At 45.1% G+C, this 20,036-nt stretch carries 23 protein-coding genes; 19 read left to right on the forward strand and 4 right to left on the reverse strand.

The genetic code is table 11. The features are described 5' to 3' along the window. Positions 1-2 precede the first annotated feature (2 nt). The 8 genes from ACXAC1_RS10585 to ACXAC1_RS10620 all read left to right on the forward strand — a co-directional run bounded on the left by ACXAC1_RS10585 (position 3) and on the right by ACXAC1_RS10620 (position 4,629). Positions 3-818, forward strand: coding sequence for an inositol monophosphatase family protein (locus ACXAC1_RS10585; protein WP_475061446.1), 816 nt, complete (start codon positions 3-5; stop codon positions 816-818). A 76-nt stretch (positions 819-894) separates the two neighbouring features. After that, positions 895-1,008, forward strand: coding sequence for a DUF3149 domain-containing protein (locus ACXAC1_RS10590; RefSeq protein ID WP_133565054.1), 114 nt, complete (start codon positions 895-897; stop codon positions 1,006-1,008). Between the two features lie 122 nt (positions 1,009-1,130). Further along, positions 1,131-1,592, forward strand: a complete 462-nt coding sequence (locus ACXAC1_RS10595) for a DUF2489 domain-containing protein (protein WP_475061447.1) — start codon at positions 1,131-1,133, stop codon at positions 1,590-1,592. A gap of 2 nt (positions 1,593-1,594) precedes the next feature. Continuing rightward, positions 1,595-1,963: a hypothetical protein gene (locus tag ACXAC1_RS10600; protein ID WP_475061448.1), complete on the forward strand. Its 369-nt coding sequence runs from the start codon at positions 1,595-1,597 to the stop codon at positions 1,961-1,963. 25 nt (positions 1,964-1,988) lie between these two features. Next, the gene (locus ACXAC1_RS10605) at positions 1,989-2,816 is read left to right on the forward strand and encodes a mechanosensitive ion channel family protein (protein WP_475061449.1); all 828 of its coding nucleotides are present in this window, start codon (positions 1,989-1,991) and stop codon (positions 2,814-2,816) included. 101 nt (positions 2,817-2,917) lie between these two features. Beyond that, positions 2,918-3,424: a transcription elongation factor GreB gene (greB, locus tag ACXAC1_RS10610; protein ID WP_475061450.1), complete on the forward strand. Its 507-nt coding sequence runs from the start codon at positions 2,918-2,920 to the stop codon at positions 3,422-3,424. Position 3,425: 1 nt separating this feature from the next. Beyond that, a complete protein-coding gene (locus tag ACXAC1_RS10615; protein WP_475061451.1) occupies positions 3,426-4,286 on the forward strand; it encodes a DUF72 domain-containing protein in 861 nt (286 codons plus the stop codon). Between the two features lie 34 nt (positions 4,287-4,320). Then, the gene (locus ACXAC1_RS10620; protein ID WP_475061452.1) at positions 4,321-4,629 is read left to right on the forward strand and encodes a YqfO family protein; all 309 of its coding nucleotides are present in this window, start codon (positions 4,321-4,323) and stop codon (positions 4,627-4,629) included. On the opposite strand, the gene ACXAC1_RS10625 is transcribed toward ACXAC1_RS10620, so the two are convergent. The 3 genes from ACXAC1_RS10625 to ACXAC1_RS10635 form a co-directional block, all read right to left on the reverse strand. Next, a complete protein-coding gene (locus ACXAC1_RS10625; protein WP_475061453.1) occupies positions 4,616-5,155 on the reverse strand; it encodes an NUDIX hydrolase in 540 nt (179 codons plus the stop codon). The genes ACXAC1_RS10620 and ACXAC1_RS10625 overlap by 14 nt on opposite strands. Positions 5,156-5,166: 11 nt before the next feature. Beyond that, positions 5,167-6,423, reverse strand: coding sequence for an HlyC/CorC family transporter (locus ACXAC1_RS10630; RefSeq protein ID WP_475061454.1), 1,257 nt, complete (start codon positions 6,421-6,423; stop codon positions 5,167-5,169). A gap of 71 nt (positions 6,424-6,494) precedes the next feature. After that, a complete protein-coding gene (locus ACXAC1_RS10635; protein WP_133564981.1) occupies positions 6,495-7,262 on the reverse strand; it encodes a cytochrome C assembly family protein in 768 nt (255 codons plus the stop codon). Positions 7,263-7,390: 128 nt separating this feature from the next. Between ACXAC1_RS10635 and ffh the strand changes: the two genes are divergently transcribed. From ffh to ACXAC1_RS10685, 10 genes are all read left to right on the forward strand, one after another. Further along, a complete protein-coding gene (ffh, locus tag ACXAC1_RS10640; RefSeq protein WP_475061455.1) occupies positions 7,391-8,770 on the forward strand; it encodes a signal recognition particle protein in 1,380 nt (459 codons plus the stop codon). Positions 8,771-8,922: 152 nt separating this feature from the next. Continuing rightward, complete coding sequence (rpsP, locus tag ACXAC1_RS10645; RefSeq protein ID WP_133564978.1) at positions 8,923-9,171, forward strand: 30S ribosomal protein S16; 249 nt, start codon at positions 8,923-8,925, stop codon at positions 9,169-9,171. Positions 9,172-9,186: 15 nt separating this feature from the next. Next, a complete protein-coding gene (gene rimM, locus ACXAC1_RS10650) occupies positions 9,187-9,732 on the forward strand; it encodes a ribosome maturation factor RimM (RefSeq protein ID WP_475061456.1) in 546 nt (181 codons plus the stop codon). Positions 9,733-9,752: 20 nt separating this feature from the next. Further along, complete coding sequence (gene trmD / locus ACXAC1_RS10655) at positions 9,753-10,505, forward strand: tRNA (guanosine(37)-N1)-methyltransferase TrmD (protein WP_228191565.1); 753 nt, start codon at positions 9,753-9,755, stop codon at positions 10,503-10,505. Between the two features lie 70 nt (positions 10,506-10,575). Then, positions 10,576-10,938: a 50S ribosomal protein L19 gene (gene rplS, locus ACXAC1_RS10660; RefSeq protein WP_475061457.1), complete on the forward strand. Its 363-nt coding sequence runs from the start codon at positions 10,576-10,578 to the stop codon at positions 10,936-10,938. A gap of 104 nt (positions 10,939-11,042) precedes the next feature. Then, entirely contained in the window at positions 11,043-11,750 is a 708-nt protein-coding gene (locus ACXAC1_RS10665) for a thioredoxin fold domain-containing protein (RefSeq protein ID WP_475061458.1), read from the forward strand. Between the two features lie 153 nt (positions 11,751-11,903). Then, positions 11,904-13,205 (forward strand): homoserine dehydrogenase, encoded by a 1,302-nt coding sequence (locus ACXAC1_RS10670; protein ID WP_475061459.1) that lies wholly within the window; start codon positions 11,904-11,906, stop codon positions 13,203-13,205. 12 nt (positions 13,206-13,217) lie between these two features. Beyond that, positions 13,218-14,603 carry a threonine synthase gene (gene thrC / locus ACXAC1_RS10675; protein WP_475061460.1) on the forward strand — a complete coding sequence of 462 codons (1,386 nt, stop codon included), beginning with the start codon at positions 13,218-13,220 and terminating at the stop codon, positions 14,601-14,603. A 98-nt stretch (positions 14,604-14,701) separates the two neighbouring features. Further along, entirely contained in the window at positions 14,702-15,412 is a 711-nt protein-coding gene (locus tag ACXAC1_RS10680; RefSeq protein ID WP_475061461.1) for a 16S rRNA (uracil(1498)-N(3))-methyltransferase, read from the forward strand. Between the two features lie 73 nt (positions 15,413-15,485). Beyond that, a complete protein-coding gene (locus ACXAC1_RS10685) occupies positions 15,486-16,598 on the forward strand; it encodes a GGDEF domain-containing protein (protein WP_475061462.1) in 1,113 nt (370 codons plus the stop codon). Positions 16,599-16,636: 38 nt separating this feature from the next. Here the strand turns inward: ACXAC1_RS10685 and ACXAC1_RS10690 are convergent, their stop codons facing one another. Continuing rightward, positions 16,637-17,869, reverse strand: coding sequence for a sugar MFS transporter (locus ACXAC1_RS10690; protein WP_475061463.1), 1,233 nt, complete (start codon positions 17,867-17,869; stop codon positions 16,637-16,639). Positions 17,870-18,205: 336 nt separating this feature from the next. Between ACXAC1_RS10690 and recJ the strand changes: the two genes are divergently transcribed. Beyond that, complete coding sequence (gene recJ, locus ACXAC1_RS10695; RefSeq protein WP_475061464.1) at positions 18,206-19,936, forward strand: single-stranded-DNA-specific exonuclease RecJ; 1,731 nt, start codon at positions 18,206-18,208, stop codon at positions 19,934-19,936. Positions 19,937-20,036: the final 100 nt, after the last annotated feature.

The following is a 20,036-nucleotide window of genomic DNA, read 5'->3' on the forward strand; positions in this document are numbered from 1 at the left end:
TCATGGATGACGTAACGGTAAATGAATGGCATAGCTATGCGAAAAGCTGGGCTAAGCATGCAGGTTCCATGATGATGGAGGCGCGTCAGAAAGCCTGCTTTGATAGGGAGTATAAGACAGGGCATGAACTGGTGACTTCAACGGATATAGCGATTGATGAATACCTGTGTGAGAGTATTCGCCAAACGTTTCCTGATCATTTGATCTTATCGGAAGAATCTTCACCTGATCTAACCTTTGCTCAGGGCGCAAGTGTACCGGTTTGGGTGATCGACCCGATTGATGGCACAATCAACTTTGCACAAGGTTTATTACATGTGGCGGTGTCCATTGCAGTGTATTACCAAGGTGAGCGCTGGGTGGGGGTTGTACATGCCCCATTTTTACAAGAAACCTATACTGCTGTGAAAGGGCAGGGGGCTTGGTTTAATAGTGAACCTATTCAAGTTAGTCAACGTAATGACCTTCGTGACGCGATTGTTGCAACGGGCTTTCCCTATGATAAGGCAACTTTACCCATCTTGATTAAACAGCTGCAGGCGGTGTTATCCCGTTGCCAAGATGTTCGTAGAAATGGTTCAGCTGCTTTGGATTTATGTGCCGTGGCGCGGGGGCAAATGGATGCTTATTACGAGTCGGTGAAACCTTGGGATATGGCGGCAGGAGCTTTAATCGCAGAAGAGGCTGGGGCAATAGTGGGGCACTTTCAGGAGCAAGGCTCAAAGTGGCCCAACAAAATCAATGGTGAGTTCTTATTGGCGGCGACTCCTGACTTGTATCAGTCTTTATTAGAGGTTTTGCAAGTAGCAGGTGAGTAACCTGATGTGCATCAGCCATCATTTAGCATGTAGCGCCTAGTCTAACTCTAGCGCTAATGTTAGAGAGGAGGCTGCTATGTTAATGGATGGTGTGGTAATCGGTAGTATCATTGTGATTGCTTTGTGTACAGTTTTTATGGCTTGGTTTGGTGTTATTGCTTATCGCCATATTATGCAAGATAAGGATTGAATCACTAAGGCATTGGCTGAACTCCCTAAGGCAGCCAATGCCCTAACTCCTTTCTTTTGCTGATCGTTGCTTTAACCCCGTGTAGAATGTACTTATTACAGATTTGAAACTTCGGGAGACGTATGTCGATCAGTGCCTTTTTGATTGCCCTAGCAGTGTGTTTTGCTGTGATGGGAATATCTATCTACTTTATAGCAAAACAGCTGAAGCAAAATCGCGCGCGTGATGAGCGAATTAAAGCAGGAGAGCTTCGTTTACAAGAAGAGCGTGCCAAGCGTATCGAGAGTATCCAAGTGATCATGCAGGCCGTAGAGGCTGATGAGAAGTTGACTTGGTCTGAGGCGGCGATTCGAGTGAAGAACCTTCTCGACCAGCTGAGCATCGACTTGTCTGAGCATGAACATGTGCGAGCAATTTACGCCATTGAAGAGGGCATTCAACATATCCCTACTCACGAGCAGTGGAATGAGTTGCCATTGAAAGCTCGGCGTAAATACCGCGATGAAATGGAGGCGTTGGAAGACAAGCATATTGATCAGCTACGCCAAGCGAGAGCCTATTTGTTGGCATATAAGTTTGACTAACGATGACTCAAATTATTCTCGCAATACTCATCAGCTTTGTTTTATTTGTTTCCATTCTGGTGTTCTTTATTAAACACAAACAACGCATGCCTTACTATCAGATTGATCGATTAGGATGCGTACAGTTATTGGAGCAAGCGGTTGCTGGTGGTCTATTAGAGCGGGATTGGCATGTTTTTATTGGTATGAGTGTACGCTACGATAATGAAATAGAAAATTTACGTCATATTTGTACTGAAATAGATGAAAACCATGTTATAAATTCTGTAAAAATAAATGGTCAGAATTACGTGGTATTTTCAAAGCAGGGTCAGGTTCAGTTAATGGCTTTGCTAGAAGAGTGGACTAACAAAGTCGATTACTTAGCTTAATTTTTTATAAACAGGAAATGATTATATGAATGATCTTGATAAGTTGATGGATGAAGGCAGTCAATGGTTGCCTTGGCTAACAGAGAAAGGTGTTTCGATTATTGTCGGCATCATCATTTTCTTTGTAGGTAAGTTTATTGCGAAGCGCGTTGCTAGTTGGATTGAGAATCGAATGCTTAAATCCAAAGTAGACAAAGCAGTAGCAGGGTTTGCTTCAAGTATTCTTTACGCTTTAATGTTTGCGGGCATTGTCCTGATGGCATTGGGGCAAATCGGTGTAGAAACCACCTCTTTTATTGCAATTTTAGGTGCGGCCGGTTTAGCGGTCGGTTTGGCTCTACAGGGGTCTTTATCAAATTTTGCATCGGGTGTTCTAATCATTTTGCTGCGTCCTTTCCGTTCTGGAGATTTTGTCGAAGCCGGTGGTCAAATGGGTACAGTAAACCGCATCGAGTTATTCCACACGCACATGAAAACGCCTGATAATCGAGTTATTATCGTGCCAAACTCGGATGTCATGAATAGCTCAATTGTGAACTACTCTCGTGAGTCGACACGCCGCTTGGATTTGGTTGTTGGTATTAGCTACGATTCTGATATTAAAAAGGCTAGAGACCTTCTGAATGAAATTCTTGCTGCGGATGAGAGAGTTTTAAAAGATCCTGAGCCTGTGATTTGGGTTTCAGAATTAGCGGATAGCTCTGTTAATTTTGCGGTACGACCATGGGTAAACGCTGGTGATTATTGGGCTTTACGCTCAGATCTATTGGAAAAGGTTAAGTACACATTTGATGCCAACGGTATTGGCATTCCTTTCCCGCAAATGGATGTCCACCTATCAAAAGAAGATTAATTCTTTTCTTCGTTTAAAATGGCGCTACGAGCTTTCGTAGCGCCATTTTCGTTTATAGAGCGTATAAAGATTTATTAGTTAGAAGATTGTAGAGAAAATTTATGAGTAGATACCGTCCGCCGGGCGCACCAAAAGGGGCCTACATCACAAAAGAAGGCGCAGACAAACTTTTGGCTGAACTCAAGTATCTTTGGAAAGAGAAGCGGCCTGAAGTGACGCAAAGTGTGAGTGATGCAGCGAAGCTTGGCGACCGCTCAGAGAACGCAGAATACATTTACGGCAAGAAGCAGCTGCGTGAGATTGACCGTCGTGTACGTTACCTTGAGAAGCGTTTAGATCAATGCACGGTTGTTGACCGGCTACCACTAGATCGCTCAATTGTGTTTTTTGGTGCTTGGGTCACTCTAGAAGATGAAGAGGGTAATCAAGAGCGCTTTCGTATTGTTGGTCCGGACGAAATCGATCATAACGAAGACTACATCAGTATGGACTCCCCAGTAGCTAAATCTTTGCTAAAGCGCCGAGAAGGAGACGAAGTGCTATTGCGCCGTGCAGGCGGTGAAAAGGCGTATTTTATTGAACTGATAGAGTACGTGGAGCCATTATAGCGTGATTCGTTTTGGTATGGCTCAATGGCAGCACCCTGCATGGGTGGATTATTTGTACCCGCGTTCAGAGGTGACGGGGGCCAGATTAGGGCATTACGCGAAATACTTTAACAGTGTTGAAGTAGGTAGCACGTTTTATACGGATGTGGCGCCTGAGCAGATTGAGCGCTGGGCATCTCAAGTTGATGATGATTTTCGCTTTGTGTTTAAAGTGCCGCGACATATCTCGCATCAGTTTGAAGAGGTGGGGGAAGCGGATTGTTATAAGGCTTGGGCGGAGTTTCAGGCGTTACTGAGGCCGATAGAGCATTTGTTAGGCCCCACTATGTTGCAGTTTCCTGCGGTAGTTGAGCCACGACATTTGCCGATTATCTCTAATCTTTGTCAAAGCTGGACACTGACTACACCTTTAAGTGTGGAGGTGCGTAGTTTGGCGTTTTTTGATAAGGCTGAAAACGAAAGCGCGTTATTGCGTCTGTTAGCAAACGCCCAGTGCGACAAAGTCGTAATGGATTCGCGACCTGTGTTTTCAACAGACGCTTATTGTGACAGCCTGATTGATGCTCAGCGTAAAAAGCCTAGAGTACCTTGTCACGCTATCGCGACGGCCATGCATCCTGTGGTGCGATTTATTGGTCACCCTGATTTAGAGCGTAATCATATTTGGCTTGATCAATGGGTGGCTAAGCTTTCCCAATGGTTAGAAGAGGGGTGTGAGCCCACGGTGTTTGTGCATTCTTCTGACAACATAGCGGCACCAACATTGGCTAGCTGGCTAGATGAAAAGCTACTGGCCTCGTTGGCAGGTTATTCGTCACAGGTCGCTTTGCCTGTTCAGAGTGAGCAAATGGGGCTACTTTAGGGGAGTGGGTTACAAGTGATAGAAAGGGGTCGTGATGTATTCATTGGTGTTTTACGTGCCAGAAACGCACTTAGAAATCGTTAAAGAGGCGGTGTTTGCCGCTGGTGCAGGCAAGGTAGGTGATTATGAAGCTTGTTGTTGGCAAGTAAAAGGGCGAGGGCAGTTTCGGCCATCTGATATGGCTAATCCTTTTATTGGTCAGTCTGGTCTGTTAGAAGCGGTAGATGAATATCGCGTGGAGATGGTATTGCTGAAGGAATTCAAAGATGCGGTGGTTAGCGCACTGAAACTAAGCCACCCCTACGAAGAAGTGGCTTATCATTTAATTGCTATTGAGAGTTAACGAGGATTTTATCTTCGTGGAAGCCATACTGGCCAGTTTTATGATCTTCTAGGAAATATTCAAGCGTTTTGGTGACACTGCTGAAAGCAAGTTCTTCCCAAGGGATATTATCCAGTTCGAACAGCTCCACCTCAGAGCTTTCAGATGTGGGGTGGAAGTCCGCTTGCGCAAGCTCCGCTAAGTAATACAGGTGAACCTGGTTAACATGCGGAATACTGATCATAGAGAAAGGTTGCTTGGCAATGGCTTGCGAGCCACTTTCTTCAAGGGTCTCACGCAAGGCGCCTTCTAATGCTGTTTCACCGTTCTCCATAAAGCCTGCAGGAAGAGTCCAGTAGCCTAGGCGCGGCTCAATACTGCGCTTACAGAGTAAGATTTTGCCCTCAAAAAGTGGGATCGTGCCAGTGATCATTCTGGGGTTGTCGTAATCAATGAATTCACAGCTAGGGCATACAGGGCGTTCGCGGTTATCTCCAGCGGGGATTTCCATGTTCACCTGATGACCACATTTCGGGCAAAATCTCATAATGTCACCTGTTAGCGTTTGTGTTCTAAGCGCGCGAATTTAACCACTTTATCTTCGATCTCTTGAATCTCAATCATGTAATTATCGACCCAAAGGCTGATCGGGTGCTCCGGAATAAACTCTAATGTCTCAATAATAAGGCCATTAAGTGTTTTAGGGCCATCAGTTGGTAGGTGCCAGCCTAGCGCTTTATTTATATCTCGAATGTGTGTGGAGCCTTCGATGCGGAAAGAACCATCATCTAGTAGTGTGATTTCTTCCTCTTCATCTTCTTGTGGCGGTGTGAATTCGCCCACAATTTCTTCTAAGATGTCTTCGAGGGCTGCTATACCTTGAACATCGCCATATTCATCCACAACGATCCCCATTTGTTGGTGATCCTTTTGGAAGTTCAACAACACTGTATTGATAGAAGTGCTTTCTGGAATGAAGTATGGTTCCAGTGTCGCTTTTAAAAGAGCAGCTTTGGATGGGTTCTCTTCACGTAGGAATTGCGCTGCATGACGAGCATGAAGAATACCAATGACCTTATTGATCTCGCCATTGTAAACTGGCATACGAGTGTGTCGAGAGTCGCAAATTTGTTGAATGATCTCTTCAATCGAATCTTCGATATCGATACCGATGACTTCGTTGCGTGGCACCATAATGTCTTCAACAGAGACCTTCTCTAAGTCCAGAATAGACAGTAGCATCTCTTGGTGAGCAGCAGGGATTAAACCGCTTGCTTCGTTCACCACTGTGCGCAGCTCTTCTGAGCCAAGTTTGTCGTTGTTGCCGTGACTGCTTTTTACGCCAAGAATACGGAGCAAACCGTTTGACATGGTGTTCACAATAACAACAAGCGGGTAAAGGACTTTAAGTAGTACCGTCAGAGCCCATGACGCTGGAAACGCAATCCTTTCTGGATGAATAGTTGCCATGGTTTTCGGAGTGACTTCAGCAAAGATTAGTACGATCAGTGTTAATGCTGCTGTAGCAATCGCAACACCTGCGTCGCCCCAGATTCGAACTGCGATGATTGTGGCAATGGCTGACGCTAAAATGTTAACAAAGTTGTTACCAATCAGAATGACGCCGATGAGACGGTCAGGACGTTCTAATAACTTGCTGGCTTTTTTTGCCGAGCGGTGTCCGCTTTTAACAAGATGCTTGAGTCGATATTTGTTAATCGACAGCATACTTGTTTCGGAGCTGGAAAAGAATGCAGATAAAATGATTAGAAAAAACAGTATTCCGCCTAGAATACTTAAGGGAACTTCGTTCAAAAAAATTATGCCTCAATTATAGAATCTGATCGGATTATTAGGTTTGCTGCAAGCCCTGTCAAATATCCTGATCATTTATTGATAATTTCGACCGCTATTTGTGTACCAAAGTAGCCAATCATAAGCAGAACAAAGCCGCTCAATGTCAGTTTGACTGCCAGCTGGCCACGCCATCCTAAATACAACCTGCCACCTAACAGACCTGCAAATACGAACCACGACGCAATGGTAAAAACGGTCTTGTGTACAAGATGTTGCGCAAACATGTCTTCAATGAAGTAAAAGCCTGTGGCGATCGTGATGCTTAATAAGACAAACGCCGCCCAAATAAATTCAAACATTAATCGCTCTAGTACCTGTAATGGGGGAACCCGTAACAGTTGCTTCAGACGATGATGCTTGAGTTGGTACTCTTGGATAGCAAGTAAAATGCCGACGCCACAGGCCGCGGTGAATAAGCTGTAAGCGACTGAGGCGATCAAAATATGCAGGGAGGTCCCAAGAGATGAACTATGGAGTTGTTGTAAGTTCCAAGGTTCAATAGCATTTAAAGCAATGATAATTGAGGCGAGAGGAAAAGCGATCGACAACAGCAAAGAGAGATCCTTATCTCGATTGCTAAACCACAACAGCAAGTTACCGATCAAAGCGATCAAAAGGCCAATGGTTAAGAAGTCGAAACCGTCTTTGCTGCCAAGTAACTGAATCAGGGCCATGGTATGCACAACAATTGTGATGGCGCCCAATGTTTGAGTAGTACGAACGCCAGGGCGCAAATAATAAGTGCCCCCAGCCGTTAGCGATAGAATACAAGCGAGCCAAAGTGAAAGATGTGTCATGTATAAGCCGATCCACTGGTTAAAACTATAGGGTGACGATCAAATCTTCGTTATAATAAAGTCAATTTCACATTGGATAAACTGAATAAAGTGGTTTTTTCCATCTAGAGCAATTTTTTGAGGGCAACATGTTTGACAATTTATCAGAACGCTTAACGTCATCCTTAGACCGAATCCGTGGTCGCGCCAAACTCACCGAAGACAATATTAAAGATGTATTGCGTGAAGTGCGCATGGCGTTGTTGGAAGCTGACGTCGCGTTGCCCGTGGTAAAAGACTTTATTAATGCGGTGAAAGAGCGTGCTGTTGGTACCGAAGTAACTCGCAGCTTAAGTCCTGGTCAGGTTTTCCTAAAGATCGTTAAGCAAGAGCTCGAAGCGGTCATGGGGCAGGCTAACGATGAATTAAATCTTCGCGCCACACCTCCAGCGATTATCTTACTTGCTGGTCTACAAGGTGCAGGTAAAACCACCTCTGCTGGTAAACTGGCAAAATTCTTAAAAGAGCGTCAGAAGAAATCAGTAGCGGTGGTCAGTGCGGACGTCTACCGTCCTGCTGCGATTAAACAGTTAGAAACACTTGCTAATGATATCGGTGTGGATTTCATTCCAAGTGATATTTCTCAGAAGCCGATTGATATTGCCAATAATGCTATCGATGTGGCGAGAAAGGCCCACAAAGATGTATTGATCGTCGATACGGCAGGTCGTTTGGCGATAGACGAAGACATGATGGCGGAGATTAAAGCCCTGCACGGTGCTATTAATCCGGTAGAAACGCTGTTTGTCGTGGATGCTATGACTGGTCAAGATGCTGCTAATACAGCTAAAGCATTCGGTGATGTCCTACCATTAACGGGTGTGATCTTAACCAAGACCGACGGTGATGCCCGTGGTGGTGCGGCGTTATCTGTGCGTCATATCACTGGTAAACCCATCAAGTTCTTGGGTGTTGGTGAAAAGACCGATGCTCTGGAGCCATTCCACCCTGATCGTTTAGCGTCTCGAATTCTTGGCATGGGCGACATGCTGTCTTTGATTGAGCAGGCTGAGCAGAAGATCGATAAGGATAAAGCTGAAAAATTAGCTGGCAAGCTGAAAAAAGGTAAAGGCTTCGATCTAGAAGACTTCCGCGAGCAGCTACAGCAGATGAAAAACATGGGCGGTATGACGTCTATGCTAGATAAGTTGCCTGGTATGGGGCAGCTAGGTGATATCCAAGATAAAGTGAACGATAAAATGTTCGTGCAAATGGAAGCGTTGATTAACTCTATGACGCCTGCAGAGCGCCGCAACCCTGATGTGATCAATGGCTCACGTAAAAAGCGTATTTCTGCCGGGGCAGGTCTGCAGATTCAAGACCTAAATCGTCTGCTCAAGCAGCACAAACAAATGCAGAAGATGATGAAAAAGTTCAGTTCCAAAGGTGGCATGAAGAAAATGATGCGTGGCCTAGGGGGCATGATGCCAGGTGGTTTACCTGGTGGTGGGAATTTCCCGAAATTCTAAAACACCGATATAGAATGAAAAAATGTTTAAAGGGCGATCAATTCGCCCTTTTGTTTTGGTGTCGAATCGACTAGAATATGCCGCCTTCTTGTAGTAGGTCTCATAAAGAGCCTAACAAGAGGTGTTTCGTTAAGCAATAAGGAACCAATCATATGGTAACTATTCGTCTTTCTCGTGGTGGCTCTAAGAAGCGCCCATTCTATCACTTGAACGTGGCTGACAGCCGCCGTGCTCGTGATGGTCGTTTTATCGAACGTGTAGGGTTCTTCAACCCAGTTGCACGTGGTCAAGAAGAACGTCTACGTGTTGACCTAGACCGTGTTAATCACTGGGTAGGCCAAGGCGCTCAGCTTTCTGACCGTGTTGCTCAGCTTGTTAAAGAAGCTGGCAAAAACGCTTAATACTGAGGTAATGCTATGTCTACTGTAAAACAGGCGAAAGCTCCTGAGCAGGCGCTTGTAGTTGGACGCATTACATCAGTTTATGGTGTTAAAGGGTGGGTGAAGTTATATTCGCACACCGATCCAATGGTTGGGATCTTTGATTACAAGCATTGGTGGCTGAAAACTCCTAGTGGGTGGAAAGTCGTTGAACTAAGCCAAGGTCGCACCCAAGGGCGCGGATTGGTAGCAGCAATTAAAGGGTATAATGATCGCGATCTTGTAAAAGAGATTTGCGGAATGGATATCTATATTGATGCAAAGGATCTTCCTAAGCTTGAGGACGGTGAATTTTACTGGTCTCAACTAGAAGGTCTAAAGGTGATTACCAACGAGGGTGTTCTTCTAGGTAAAGTCTCGCAACTGATGGAAACCGGTGCAAACGATGTATTGGTGGTACGAGGTTGTGAAGGCAGTTACGATCGTGAAGAGCGTTTGATTCCCTATGTGCCAGATCAGTTTGTTCTAAACATTGATTTAGATAAACAGGAAATGGTTGTGGATTGGGATCCAGACTTCTAATAGATCGAACGAGGCCTAGGGTGCGAATCGGTGTAGTAACGCTGTTTCCAGAGATGTTTCAAGCCATTACTCAGCATGGTGTAACGGGCAGAGCAGTAAAATCTGGCATAGTGGAAGTGGATTTTTTTAATCCGAGAAGCTTTGCGCACGACAAACACAAAACGGTCGATGACCGTCCTTATGGTGGTGGCCCTGGGATGCTGATGAAAGTTCAGCCCCTAAAAGATGCAATTGAGGACGCTAAACAATGGGTTCCCAATGCAAAAGTTATTTATCTATCCCCTCAGGGGCGCACGCTCACACAGGAAGGCGTGCAACAGCTTGCTAAAGAAGCAGAATTTATTCTGGTAGCAGGCCGTTATGAAGGCGTTGATGAGCGTTTGATTCAATCTCAGGTTGATGAAGAATGGTCAATTGGCGACTTTGTCCTAAGTGGTGGAGAGTTACCGGCTATGGTGCTGATGGACTCTGTCTTTCGCATGGTGCCGGGAGTGCTTGGTAAACAAGCCTCTGCAGACGAAGATTCGTTTGCCGATGGATTACTTGATTGCCCTCACTATACTCGCCCCGAGGTACTTGAAGGTGAACCTGTACCACCTGTACTACTTAGCGGCAACCATGAGGCGATACGGCGCTGGCGATTAAAGCAAAAGCTCGGAAGAACTTGGCAACGTCGGCCTGACCTCCTGCAAGACCTTGAGTTGGACAAGGAACAGCAAGAGTTGTTAAAAGAGTTTATTCGTGAAACTGAAGTTTCAACCTCGGCAGAGTAAGAATCACGAGCTTATCAGAACGTTAAACCTTCGCGCTGATAAGAAACCATATTCATTAGGAGTCACATCCATGAGCAATAAAACTAAACTGATTCAACAGCTTGAATCAGAGCAAATGACAAAAGAGATCCCAGCCTTCGGTCCTGGTGATACAGTTGTTGTTCAAGTAAAAGTTAAAGAAGGTACTCGTGAGCGTCTACAGGCTTACGAAGGTGTTGTAATTGCAAAACGCAACCGTGGCCTAAACTCTGCTTTCACTGTACGTAAAATCTCTAGTGGTGTAGGCGTTGAGCGTGCATTCCAAACTTACAGCCCACTAGTTGACAGCATTGAAGTGAAACGTCGCGGTGACGTACGTCAAGCGAAAATCTACTTCCTACGTGAGCGTTCAGGTAAATCTGCACGTATCAAAGAGAAACTGGCTAAGCGTTAATTTCTCCGTAGAATTAAAAAAAGGCGACTTAGGTCGCCTTTTTTTATGGAACTTCATCAGCTTATGATGGCCTAATAGGCGAACTACGATATTCAGAGGTCAGTATGGAACGGGTAATCAAACAAGCTGCAGTTGCCGCTTTAACACTGTTCAGTGTCATGCAAGCAAGTGCGGGTGAACAAGAAGTCAAAGTCGCTATAGCCAACGCCCTACCGCAGTATTCAATCGAATCTGTTGAGCAGCATGTGGGCAGTGGGTTGTATATTGTGACATTGAATAACGGCCCCATTCTTCATGTGACGCCAGATGGGCGGTATTTTGTCGCGGGTGACATGTACCAAGTTCAAGAAAAACAGCTGATTAATGAAACAGAACAGAAGAAGCTGGCGAAGATTGAACAGTTGCCTGAGTCTGAAATGGTTGTGTTCAAGGCGAAAGATGAAAAAGCTCATATTTCCGTGTTCACCGACGTCGATTGCGGTTATTGCCGTATGCTACATAAAGAGATTGAAGATCTTAATGGGCGTGGTATCACGGTACGATACTTAGCTTATCCACGTGCTGGGATCGGTTCAGAAGCTTACAACACCATGGTTAATATCTGGTGCTCTGATGACCCGAAAAAGTGGATGACTGAGGCAAAGCTTGGTCGTGAGGTGCCAGAAAATAAGTGTACTAATCCTATTGCCAGTCAGTATCGCCTTGGCAATGCTGTAGGGGTTCGAGGGACGCCAAGTATTATTTTAGATAATGGCAAATTCATCCCAGGTTACTTGCCAGCAGATGAATTGGCAAAAGAACTAAACCTATAGCGTTATAGCCAAAGAATCTACCAAACAATAGGGTAGTTCAGTCTTTTCTACGTTGGGTTTATCCGCTTCTGACGGTATAATCATTGATCTAAAATCGCTAGGTATCAGCGAATATCAATATTATTAAAAAACCGTCAGTTGTGGGGTATCGTTTTGAAACCGGTAAAAGTCGGAATTTGTGGTCTTGGAACAGTGGGTTCCGGTACATTTAACATTCTGCAGGACAATGCAGAAGAAATTACGCGACGTGTAGGTCGAAGTATTGTTGTAGAACAAATTGGCGCGCGTCGTGACAATCCTACCTGTGATACCACTGATATTGATATTACCCGCGATATTTTTGATGTGGCCAACAATCCAGAAGTCGACATCATCGTTGAGTTAATCGGTGGCACTAGCGTGGCTAGAGAGCTTGTGTTAACTGCCATCGAAAATGGTAAGCATGTTGTCACCGCCAACAAAGCATTGATTGCCGAGCACGGAAATGAAATTTTCGAAAAAGCTCAGGCGAAAGGTGTCATGGTAGCTTTTGAAGCCGCTGTTGCAGGTGGCATTCCTATCATCAAAACCCTTCGTGAAGGTTTGTCTTCAAATAAGATTGAATGGTTGGCAGGTATTATCAATGGCACTGGCAACTTCATCATGACTGAGATGACCGACAAAGGGCGTGCATTTGATGATGTACTAAAAGAAGCGCAAGCGCTTGGTTATGCTGAAGCTGACCCTACATTCGATGTCGAAGGTATTGATGCGGCACATAAACTAACGATTCTGGCATCGATTGCTTACGGTATCCCGCTTCAGTTTGAGAAAACTTACACTGAAGGCATTAGCCGTATTACAGCGGAAGACGTATCGTTTGCTCAGGAAATGGGCTATGCCATCAAACATCTTGGTATTGCTCGTCGCACCAAGGCAGGCGTTGAACTTCGTGTTCACCCAACATTGATTTCTAAGAAAGCTCTACTAGCCAATGTAAACGGCGTGATGAATGCGGTGATGGTGAAGGGTGACGCAGTAGGTCCTACTTTGACTTACGGTGCGGGTGCTGGTGCATTGCCAACTGGTTCTTCTGTTGTCGCTGATATTATCGATGTAGCACGTACCTTGACTGCTGATCCAACGAATCGTGTGCCACACTTGGCATTCCAAGCGGACCAATTGTCTGATGAAGCAATATTGCCGATGGAAGAAATCGAATGTGGCTTTTTCCTAAACATGACGATTCAAGATCGTGCTGGCGTACTCGCGAACATTACCCAAATCCTGTCAACAAACGGCATCAGCATTGAGTCTGTGATTCAGCGCGAGCGTGAAGGCAGTGATCTAGTACCGCTTGTTGTCATGACTCATGACGTGAAAGAACGCAATATGAATGCTGCCATTGCAGCAATCGAAGCTTTGCCAGATGTTGCAGGCTCTGTTCAGCGCATCCGTGTAGAAAATCTGGCGTAAGAGGATAAATTGATGAAATACATTTCAACTCGTGGCCAAGCTCCAGCATTAAGCTTTGGCGATGTTTTGCTTGCAGGTTTGGCGAGCGATGGCGGTCTATACGTTCCAGAGCAGCTACCAAAGTACTCTACTGAAGAGATCGCATCTTGGGCGTCTTTGAGCTACCAAGAGCTTGCATTTAAAGTAATGTGGCCATTCGTAGAAGGCGAAATTCCTGCTGAAGAATTCAAACGCATGATTGATGAAGCTTACGCAGGTTTCAATCACTCAGCGGTTGCGCCAATGGTGCAAACGGACAACAACGAATGGGTACTGGAATTATTCCGTGGGCCAACGTTGGCGTTTAAAGACTTCGCTTTGCAATTGCTAGGTCGTTTGATGGACTACGTACTAGGTCAACGTGGCGAGAAGCTAGTGATTCTAGGCGCGACGTCTGGTGACACCGGCTCTGCTGCTATCGAAGGTTGCCGTCACTCAGAGCACCTAGATATCTTCATTTTGCACCCTTACCAGCGCGTATCTGAAGTACAGCGTCGTCAGATGACGACAGTGATTGATGACAACGTTTTCAACATCGCTGTAAAAGGTAACTTCGACGACTGTCAGGGCATGGTGAAATCAAGCTTCGCTGATCAATCATTCCTAAAAGGTGCGAAACTGGGCGCAGTAAACTCAATCAACTGGGCGCGTATCATGGCTCAGATCGTTTACTACTTCTCTTCAGCGCTGGCAGTGGGTGGCCCTCATCGTAAAGTATCTTTTTCTGTACCAACAGGTAACTTTGGTGACATCTTTGCTGGTTACTTGGCGAAGCAAATGGGTCTACCAATTGATCAGCTTGTTGTGGCGACAAACCAAAACGATATCCTACACCGTACCATTGCGACAAACGATATGAGCCGTCAGGCCCTAAACGTAACGCTTTCTCCAAGTATGGATATCATGGTTTCAAGTAACTTTGAGCGTCTGTTGTTTGATGCCCATAGTCGTGACAGCGCTGAATTAGCCGATCTAATGGCGCGCTTTAACGCTGGTGATGTGACGCTGAATGATGAAGCTTGGAAGTATGTAAAAGAGAACTTCGACAGTTACAAAGTAGACGATGCTCGTACTTGTGAAGTGATTGCTGAAGTCTTCAGCTCGACTCAATACCTACTTGATCCACACACTGCGATTGGCCTAGAAGCGGCGCGTCAGTGCTGGAAAGATAAGTCTGTACCAATGATTACATTGGCGACAGCACACCCTGTAAAATTCCCTGAAGCAGTGGAAAAAGCGGGTTGTCAGTCTCCGAGTCTTCCAGAGCATATGAAAGATCTATTTGAGCGCGAAGAAGCGTACGAAGTGATCGATAACGACCTTGCTGCCGTGCAAGGTTTCGTTGCAGAGCGCATTTAAGCCTCCCTTGAGCAAGCAGATCGCTTCTGCTTGCTCGATCTCTTCCTCTTTTACTAACTTTTCCTTTACTACCTCGCTTACTAACAGAGTTTTAAGCCATGAATCTTATTTTGCTTGCTCCTGAACAGGCGCTCTCGGAACAACAATACAAACTGAGTGATCGTCAGATTGAACACATTGCCAAAGTGTTGAAAAAAGGCCATGGCGATAAGCTTCGAGTTGGGGTATTGAATGGTTTGATTGGGGATGCAGTGCTGGACAAGTCTGAATGGCTAGTGACTATCGAAACGCTGGAAAATGAGCCGCCAAAACCCTTGCCAATGGAGCTAGTATTGGCACTGCCTCGCCCTAATATGCTCAAGCGAACCTTGATGAATATTACCGCCATGGGGGTTAAAAAAATCCACTTGTTACACTCAGCAAAAGTAGAGAAAAGCTACTGGCAAAGCCCTGTTTTAAAAGAAAACTCTATTTATGATTACCTTGTTGAAGGTCTAGAACAGGCTAGAGATACGGTGTTGCCTGAGGTGCATCAGCACACACGTTTTCGCCCTTTTGTTGAAGACGTTTTACCCGATTTGCTGGTGGAGCGCATGGGGCTGGTTGCACACCCATATCAAGCAGAACCCTGCCCCGTCGATCTAGTGCAGCCTAGTGTTTTGGCGATTGGGCCAGAAGGTGGTTGGAATGAGTTCGAAATGCAAAAGTGGTCTGATGCTGGCATGCAATCTGTGCATCTTGGCGACCGGATTCTAAAAGTAGAGACGGCTGTACCAGTTTTACTGTCGCGAATTTATCCTGCAAAGTAACATTTAAGGCTATTCAACCTTTACGTTTTTAAGCTATCGTCTAGAGTAGATGGGTAGGTAGGTTTAGCTGGGTATGCAGAATAGTAAACGACAAGAACTTTATGACCGGGTAAAGCGATGGTTGTTGTTAACAGTGGATGCTGGTGATATCGCTAACTCTCTTAGTAATCGCTCTAGACGAATTTTCATCATAAACTTATTCTGCCTAGTTGGGGTATTATTTACGGCGCCTTTGGGAATTATGTCGCTTTTGCGAGGGCATTATGTCATGGGGATCAGCCTACTTTGTATCGCCATGCTCTATCTTTCTAACCACCTTTACCTACGTAAAACTCGCAATTACCTTTTTTCTGCCAATGTTATTTTATACCCCTTATATAGCCTTATTTTACTTTTGGTTTACAGCGGGGGGATCAACGGAACAGGCCACGTTTGGGTTTACTGTATCCCGCCTGTTTCCTTGTTTCTTCATGGCCTAAAACGAGGTTTGTTAGAGGTTCTAGTGTTTTTGATCGCGTTAGTGCTGATTCTGTACTTACCTAATGCGCCATTCGAAAGGTATGATTATCACCCAGACCTCAAATCACGTATTGTTTACTCATTTGTTTTGATCGCGTTTTTATCTGTCATCTATGAGTATATTTCTTCTCGATTTAATCACTCTCTGAGCGAACTATCAAAACAGTTAGAACTGGCTGCGACCACTGACCCTCTTACTAATCTTCTCAATAGAAGGGGGGTTATGCAGCATTTTAGTGAGCGAGACTGGCACTCTCCCGCCATGCTATTGCTGGATATTGATCACTTTAAAAGAATCAATGACCAGTACGGGCATGATCATGGGGATGCGTATTTGAGACTTTTTGCCAAGACAATAGAAACTCACTTGGCTGATTATCACTGCTTGATCTCACGCTGGGGAGGAGAAGAGTTTGTTGTTATCTTAGAGTCTGAAGTTGAAAAAATGCGTGTGGCAGAAGGCTTGAGAGAAGAAGTTTCGAAACTAACCATGCCGATTGCAAATGATGAAGTTTGTACGACGGTGAGCATTGGGGTGACAGTATTAAAAGTAGGTGAAACTATTAGTCGTGCTTTTAATCGATCTGATAATGCGCTATACGAAGCAAAGCTTGCTGGTCGCAACCAGGTAATGTTTGAAAAAGCAGGTGATGAGACAGCCACATAAGTTGAAAACTTAAGTTGGTTATCTCATCACTTGAAGTGCTATTTTCCTTTAACTTTAGAGCCTATAAGTCCGTAGTAAGCAATGTATAGGTAACATACAAGTGGTAATACAAATGACACCTGTAGACCAATACTATCCGCTAGGCCGCCTTGCATAACTGGTACAATGGCACCGCCAACGATAGCAAGACATAGTAAGCCTGAACCACGGCTAGTATTAACGCCTAGGCCTTTAAGTGCCAAGCTAAAGATGGTTGGGAACATGATTGAGTTACATAGACCAACCAGTAGAATTGAGTACATAGCGACAGAGCCTTCGCTCGCAATCGATAGGGCAATCAGAGCGGCAGATGCAACACTGTTGAATGCTAATAGCTTACCTGCAGCGATTTTTTGCATCAGGATGGCACCAGCAAAGCGGCCAACCATGGCGCCACCCCAGTAGTAAGCAATGTAGTGTGCTGCTTCAGATTCCGGCATGCCTGCGATGCTTTCAAGACCGAAGTAGTTAACTAAGAAGCTACCAATTGATACTTCAGCACCGACATACATAAAGATGGCTACAGCACCTAATACTAGGTGGCGGAACTCCATCAAGCTGCTTTGTTCAGTTCCAACTTGAGTTTCTTCTTCCAAGTTTGGAGTCGGCAGTGAAATGCGTGTAAAAATCAGCGCTAATGCGATCAGAGCAATCGCTAGGCCGAAGTAAGGCACGATAACGCTTTCTGCTTCTTGTGCTTTCGTTGCAAATTCTGCTGTCGCAGAGAAAATCAAAATACTACCGATGATGGGAGCAACGGTTGTACCAAGAGAGTTGAAAGCTTGTGTCATTGTTAGACGGCTAGATGCGGTTTCTTCTGGTCCCATAATCGTAACCAATGGGTTCGCTGCAACTTGAAGAATCGTAATGCCCGATGCAAGAACGAAAAGGGCAGTTAGGAATACCCAATATACTTGAACCTTGGCAGCACCAATGAAGAGTAAACAGCCGGCCGCAGCAATCATGAGTCCTATCCCTAGACCACGTTGGAAGCCCACTTTTTTAACGAGATTACCCGCAGGAACAGAGACTAGAAAGTATGCTCCAAAGAAACAAAACTGAATCAACATTGCTTGTGTGTAATTCAATGAAAAGACAGATTTCAAATGTGGGATGAGAATGTCATTTAGTGAGGTGATAAAGCCCCACATGAAAAATAACGATGTCAGTGCAACCAGTGCAAAACGCTGTCCTGAGGTATTTTGACCCAGGGATGAGGTTTGACCGCTCATAAAACCAACCTTTTTAATATTTAAGAAATGGGATAGTTAGGTGGGCGTGGATAATAACTGAGCTTGTTTTGCTTGAAAGGTAAAAATGCACGATAGTGACGCTAATTCCACTAATCGTGCAAACTTATCGAGCTTATGTAACGGATCCTTGCGGTGCGTTACAGTGCCTTATTTTCTCTAATTTAAAACCTAAACAATAGTTAAGTCTGTGGCTGAATGAAGAACGCGAGTGACGTCATCATTATTCGAGTTATGTGCTTTAGTCCTGCTAAGACATTTATGTTAACCTCTAAAAATCCCATCTATTTAATTTTCTTTTATAAATAAGAAGACTGCATGCGCATCCTAACTCGTTCACTTGATGGCTCATTGGAGAACCGCTTCCCTAGCCATTTTCCGAAAACATTGTCCCGTATTTATCAAGCCAGAGGTGTGTTAGGGCCTGAGGAACTGGAATATAAACTGGCGAGTTTGGCTCATCCTAAGCAGTTTTTTGATATCAATAATGCCGCGACTATTTTGGCGGACGCGATTGAACATGAAAAACGCATAGTCATTGTTGGTGACTTTGATGCAGATGGTGCCACCTCTACCACTCTGGGTATTCTTGCATTGACTGCAATGGGGGCGGTGGAGCCACAGTACATCGTTCCAAACCGGTTTGAATATGGCTATGGCTTAACGCCTGAAATCGTCACACTCGTGCAAGAACAAGAAGCGGATGTATTGGTCACGGTCGACAATGGTATTGCCAGTATCGATGGTGTGGCCGCGGCAAAAGCAGCTGGTATGCAAGTAATTGTGACAGACCATCACTTACCAGGGGATGTACTGCCCAATGCGGATGCCATTGTGAATCCCAACCATCCTGACTGCCAATTCCCGAGTAAATCGTTAGCAGGCGTTGGTGTGATTTTCTATGTGATGTCTGCTCTTAGGGCTCAGCTCACACAGCGTGGCTGGTTCGAAAGAGCGCATATTCCCCGTCCAAATATGTCTGAATACCTTGATATCGTAGCCCTTGGAACGGTGGCTGATGTCGTGCCACTGGATGCAAACAATCGTATTCTGGTTCAACAAGGATTGGCGCGCATTCAAGCTGGTAAAGCACGCCCAGGGATTCTTGCCTTATTAGAGCTAGGGGGGCGAGAGGCAAGCCGAGTAAAAGCAACCGATTTAGGTTTTGTCGTGGGGCCACGCTTGAATGCGGCAGGGCGTTTAGATGATATGTCGATTGGTATTGAGTGCCTACTGAGTGAGCAAGCGTTTTTAGCTCGCTCTTACGCAGAGCAATTAGATCAACTGAATCGAGAGCGCAAAGCCATTGAATCAGACATGAAACAGCAAGCCGAAAAATCCTTGGCCTCTATTGAGGAAGTATCGGATTTACCTTACGGCATGTGTTTTTACCAAGAAGACTGGCATCAAGGGGTCATTGGTATTCTTGCTTCACGCATGAAAGAAAAGTGTCACCGCCCAGTTATTGCCTTTGCTAAAGCGGATGACGATACTTTAAAAGGTTCAGCCAGATCGATACCTGGTGTGCACATTCGTGATGCCTTGGATTTATTGGCCAAGCGACACCCTGAATTGTTGTCGAAATTTGGCGGTCATGCGATGGCGGCGGGTATGTCGATCAAAGCGGAGCATTATGAAACCTTCACTAAGGCGTTTGATCAGATTATCGAAGAGTGGGTAACGCCAGAGCAGCTTGAGGCTACCGTCTATACCGATGGTGAGCTTGCCCCAGAAGATTTTAGCTTAGAGTTTGCAGAGCAACTTCGGGTGGCGGGGCCATGGGGGCAAGCTTTTCCTGAGCCGTGTTTTGATGGCACGTTTGAGGTATTACAGCAAAGAATTGTAGGCGAGAAGCATCTAAAACTGACATTACGTGAGCCTAACAGCGGCATGTTAATTGATGGTATTCATTTCTTTTGTGATTTGTCAGTCTGGCCTAATCAGGCGCAACGGGCACGTTTGGTTTACAAATTAGACATCAATGAGTTCAGAGGGCAGCGCAATTTACAATTGATGGTGGATCATATCTTACCAATGGGCGACGAATGACGAATATTTCCTGAGGTATTTACGTCGATAGGGGCGGCAGGACGAGGATTATAGGATATAATCTGCGTCCCCCATTTAAACCACAGACTTTTTATTTTGC

Source organism: Marinomonas sp. AWM4_232 (genome assembly GCF_056158325.1).

Coding starts and splice junctions, on each gene's coding strand:
- ACXAC1_RS10585 (WP_475061446.1), top strand. CDS start 3: ATGGATGACGTAACGGTAAATGAATGGCATAGCTATGCGAAAAGCTGG.
- ACXAC1_RS10590 (WP_133565054.1), top strand. CDS start 895: ATGTTAATGGATGGTGTGGTAATCGGTAGTATCATTGTGATTGCTTTG.
- ACXAC1_RS10595 (WP_475061447.1), top strand. CDS start 1,131: ATGTCGATCAGTGCCTTTTTGATTGCCCTAGCAGTGTGTTTTGCTGTG.
- ACXAC1_RS10600 (WP_475061448.1), top strand. CDS start 1,595: ATGACTCAAATTATTCTCGCAATACTCATCAGCTTTGTTTTATTTGTT.
- ACXAC1_RS10605 (WP_475061449.1), top strand. CDS start 1,989: ATGAATGATCTTGATAAGTTGATGGATGAAGGCAGTCAATGGTTGCCT.
- greB (WP_475061450.1), top strand. CDS start 2,918: ATGAGTAGATACCGTCCGCCGGGCGCACCAAAAGGGGCCTACATCACA.
- ACXAC1_RS10620 (WP_475061452.1), top strand. CDS start 4,321: ATGTATTCATTGGTGTTTTACGTGCCAGAAACGCACTTAGAAATCGTT.
- ACXAC1_RS10625 (WP_475061453.1), bottom strand. CDS start 5,155: ATGAGATTTTGCCCGAAATGTGGTCATCAGGTGAACATGGAAATCCCC.
- ACXAC1_RS10635 (WP_133564981.1), bottom strand. CDS start 7,262: ATGACACATCTTTCACTTTGGCTCGCTTGTATTCTATCGCTAACGGCT.
- ffh (WP_475061455.1), top strand. CDS start 7,391: ATGTTTGACAATTTATCAGAACGCTTAACGTCATCCTTAGACCGAATC.
- rpsP (WP_133564978.1), top strand. CDS start 8,923: ATGGTAACTATTCGTCTTTCTCGTGGTGGCTCTAAGAAGCGCCCATTC.
- rimM (WP_475061456.1), top strand. CDS start 9,187: ATGTCTACTGTAAAACAGGCGAAAGCTCCTGAGCAGGCGCTTGTAGTT.
- rplS (WP_475061457.1), top strand. CDS start 10,576: ATGAGCAATAAAACTAAACTGATTCAACAGCTTGAATCAGAGCAAATG.
- ACXAC1_RS10665 (WP_475061458.1), top strand. CDS start 11,043: ATGGAACGGGTAATCAAACAAGCTGCAGTTGCCGCTTTAACACTGTTC.
- thrC (WP_475061460.1), top strand. CDS start 13,218: ATGAAATACATTTCAACTCGTGGCCAAGCTCCAGCATTAAGCTTTGGC.
- ACXAC1_RS10680 (WP_475061461.1), top strand. CDS start 14,702: ATGAATCTTATTTTGCTTGCTCCTGAACAGGCGCTCTCGGAACAACAA.
- ACXAC1_RS10685 (WP_475061462.1), top strand. CDS start 15,486: ATGCAGAATAGTAAACGACAAGAACTTTATGACCGGGTAAAGCGATGG.
- ACXAC1_RS10690 (WP_475061463.1), bottom strand. CDS start 17,869: ATGAGCGGTCAAACCTCATCCCTGGGTCAAAATACCTCAGGACAGCGT.
- recJ (WP_475061464.1), top strand. CDS start 18,206: ATGCGCATCCTAACTCGTTCACTTGATGGCTCATTGGAGAACCGCTTC.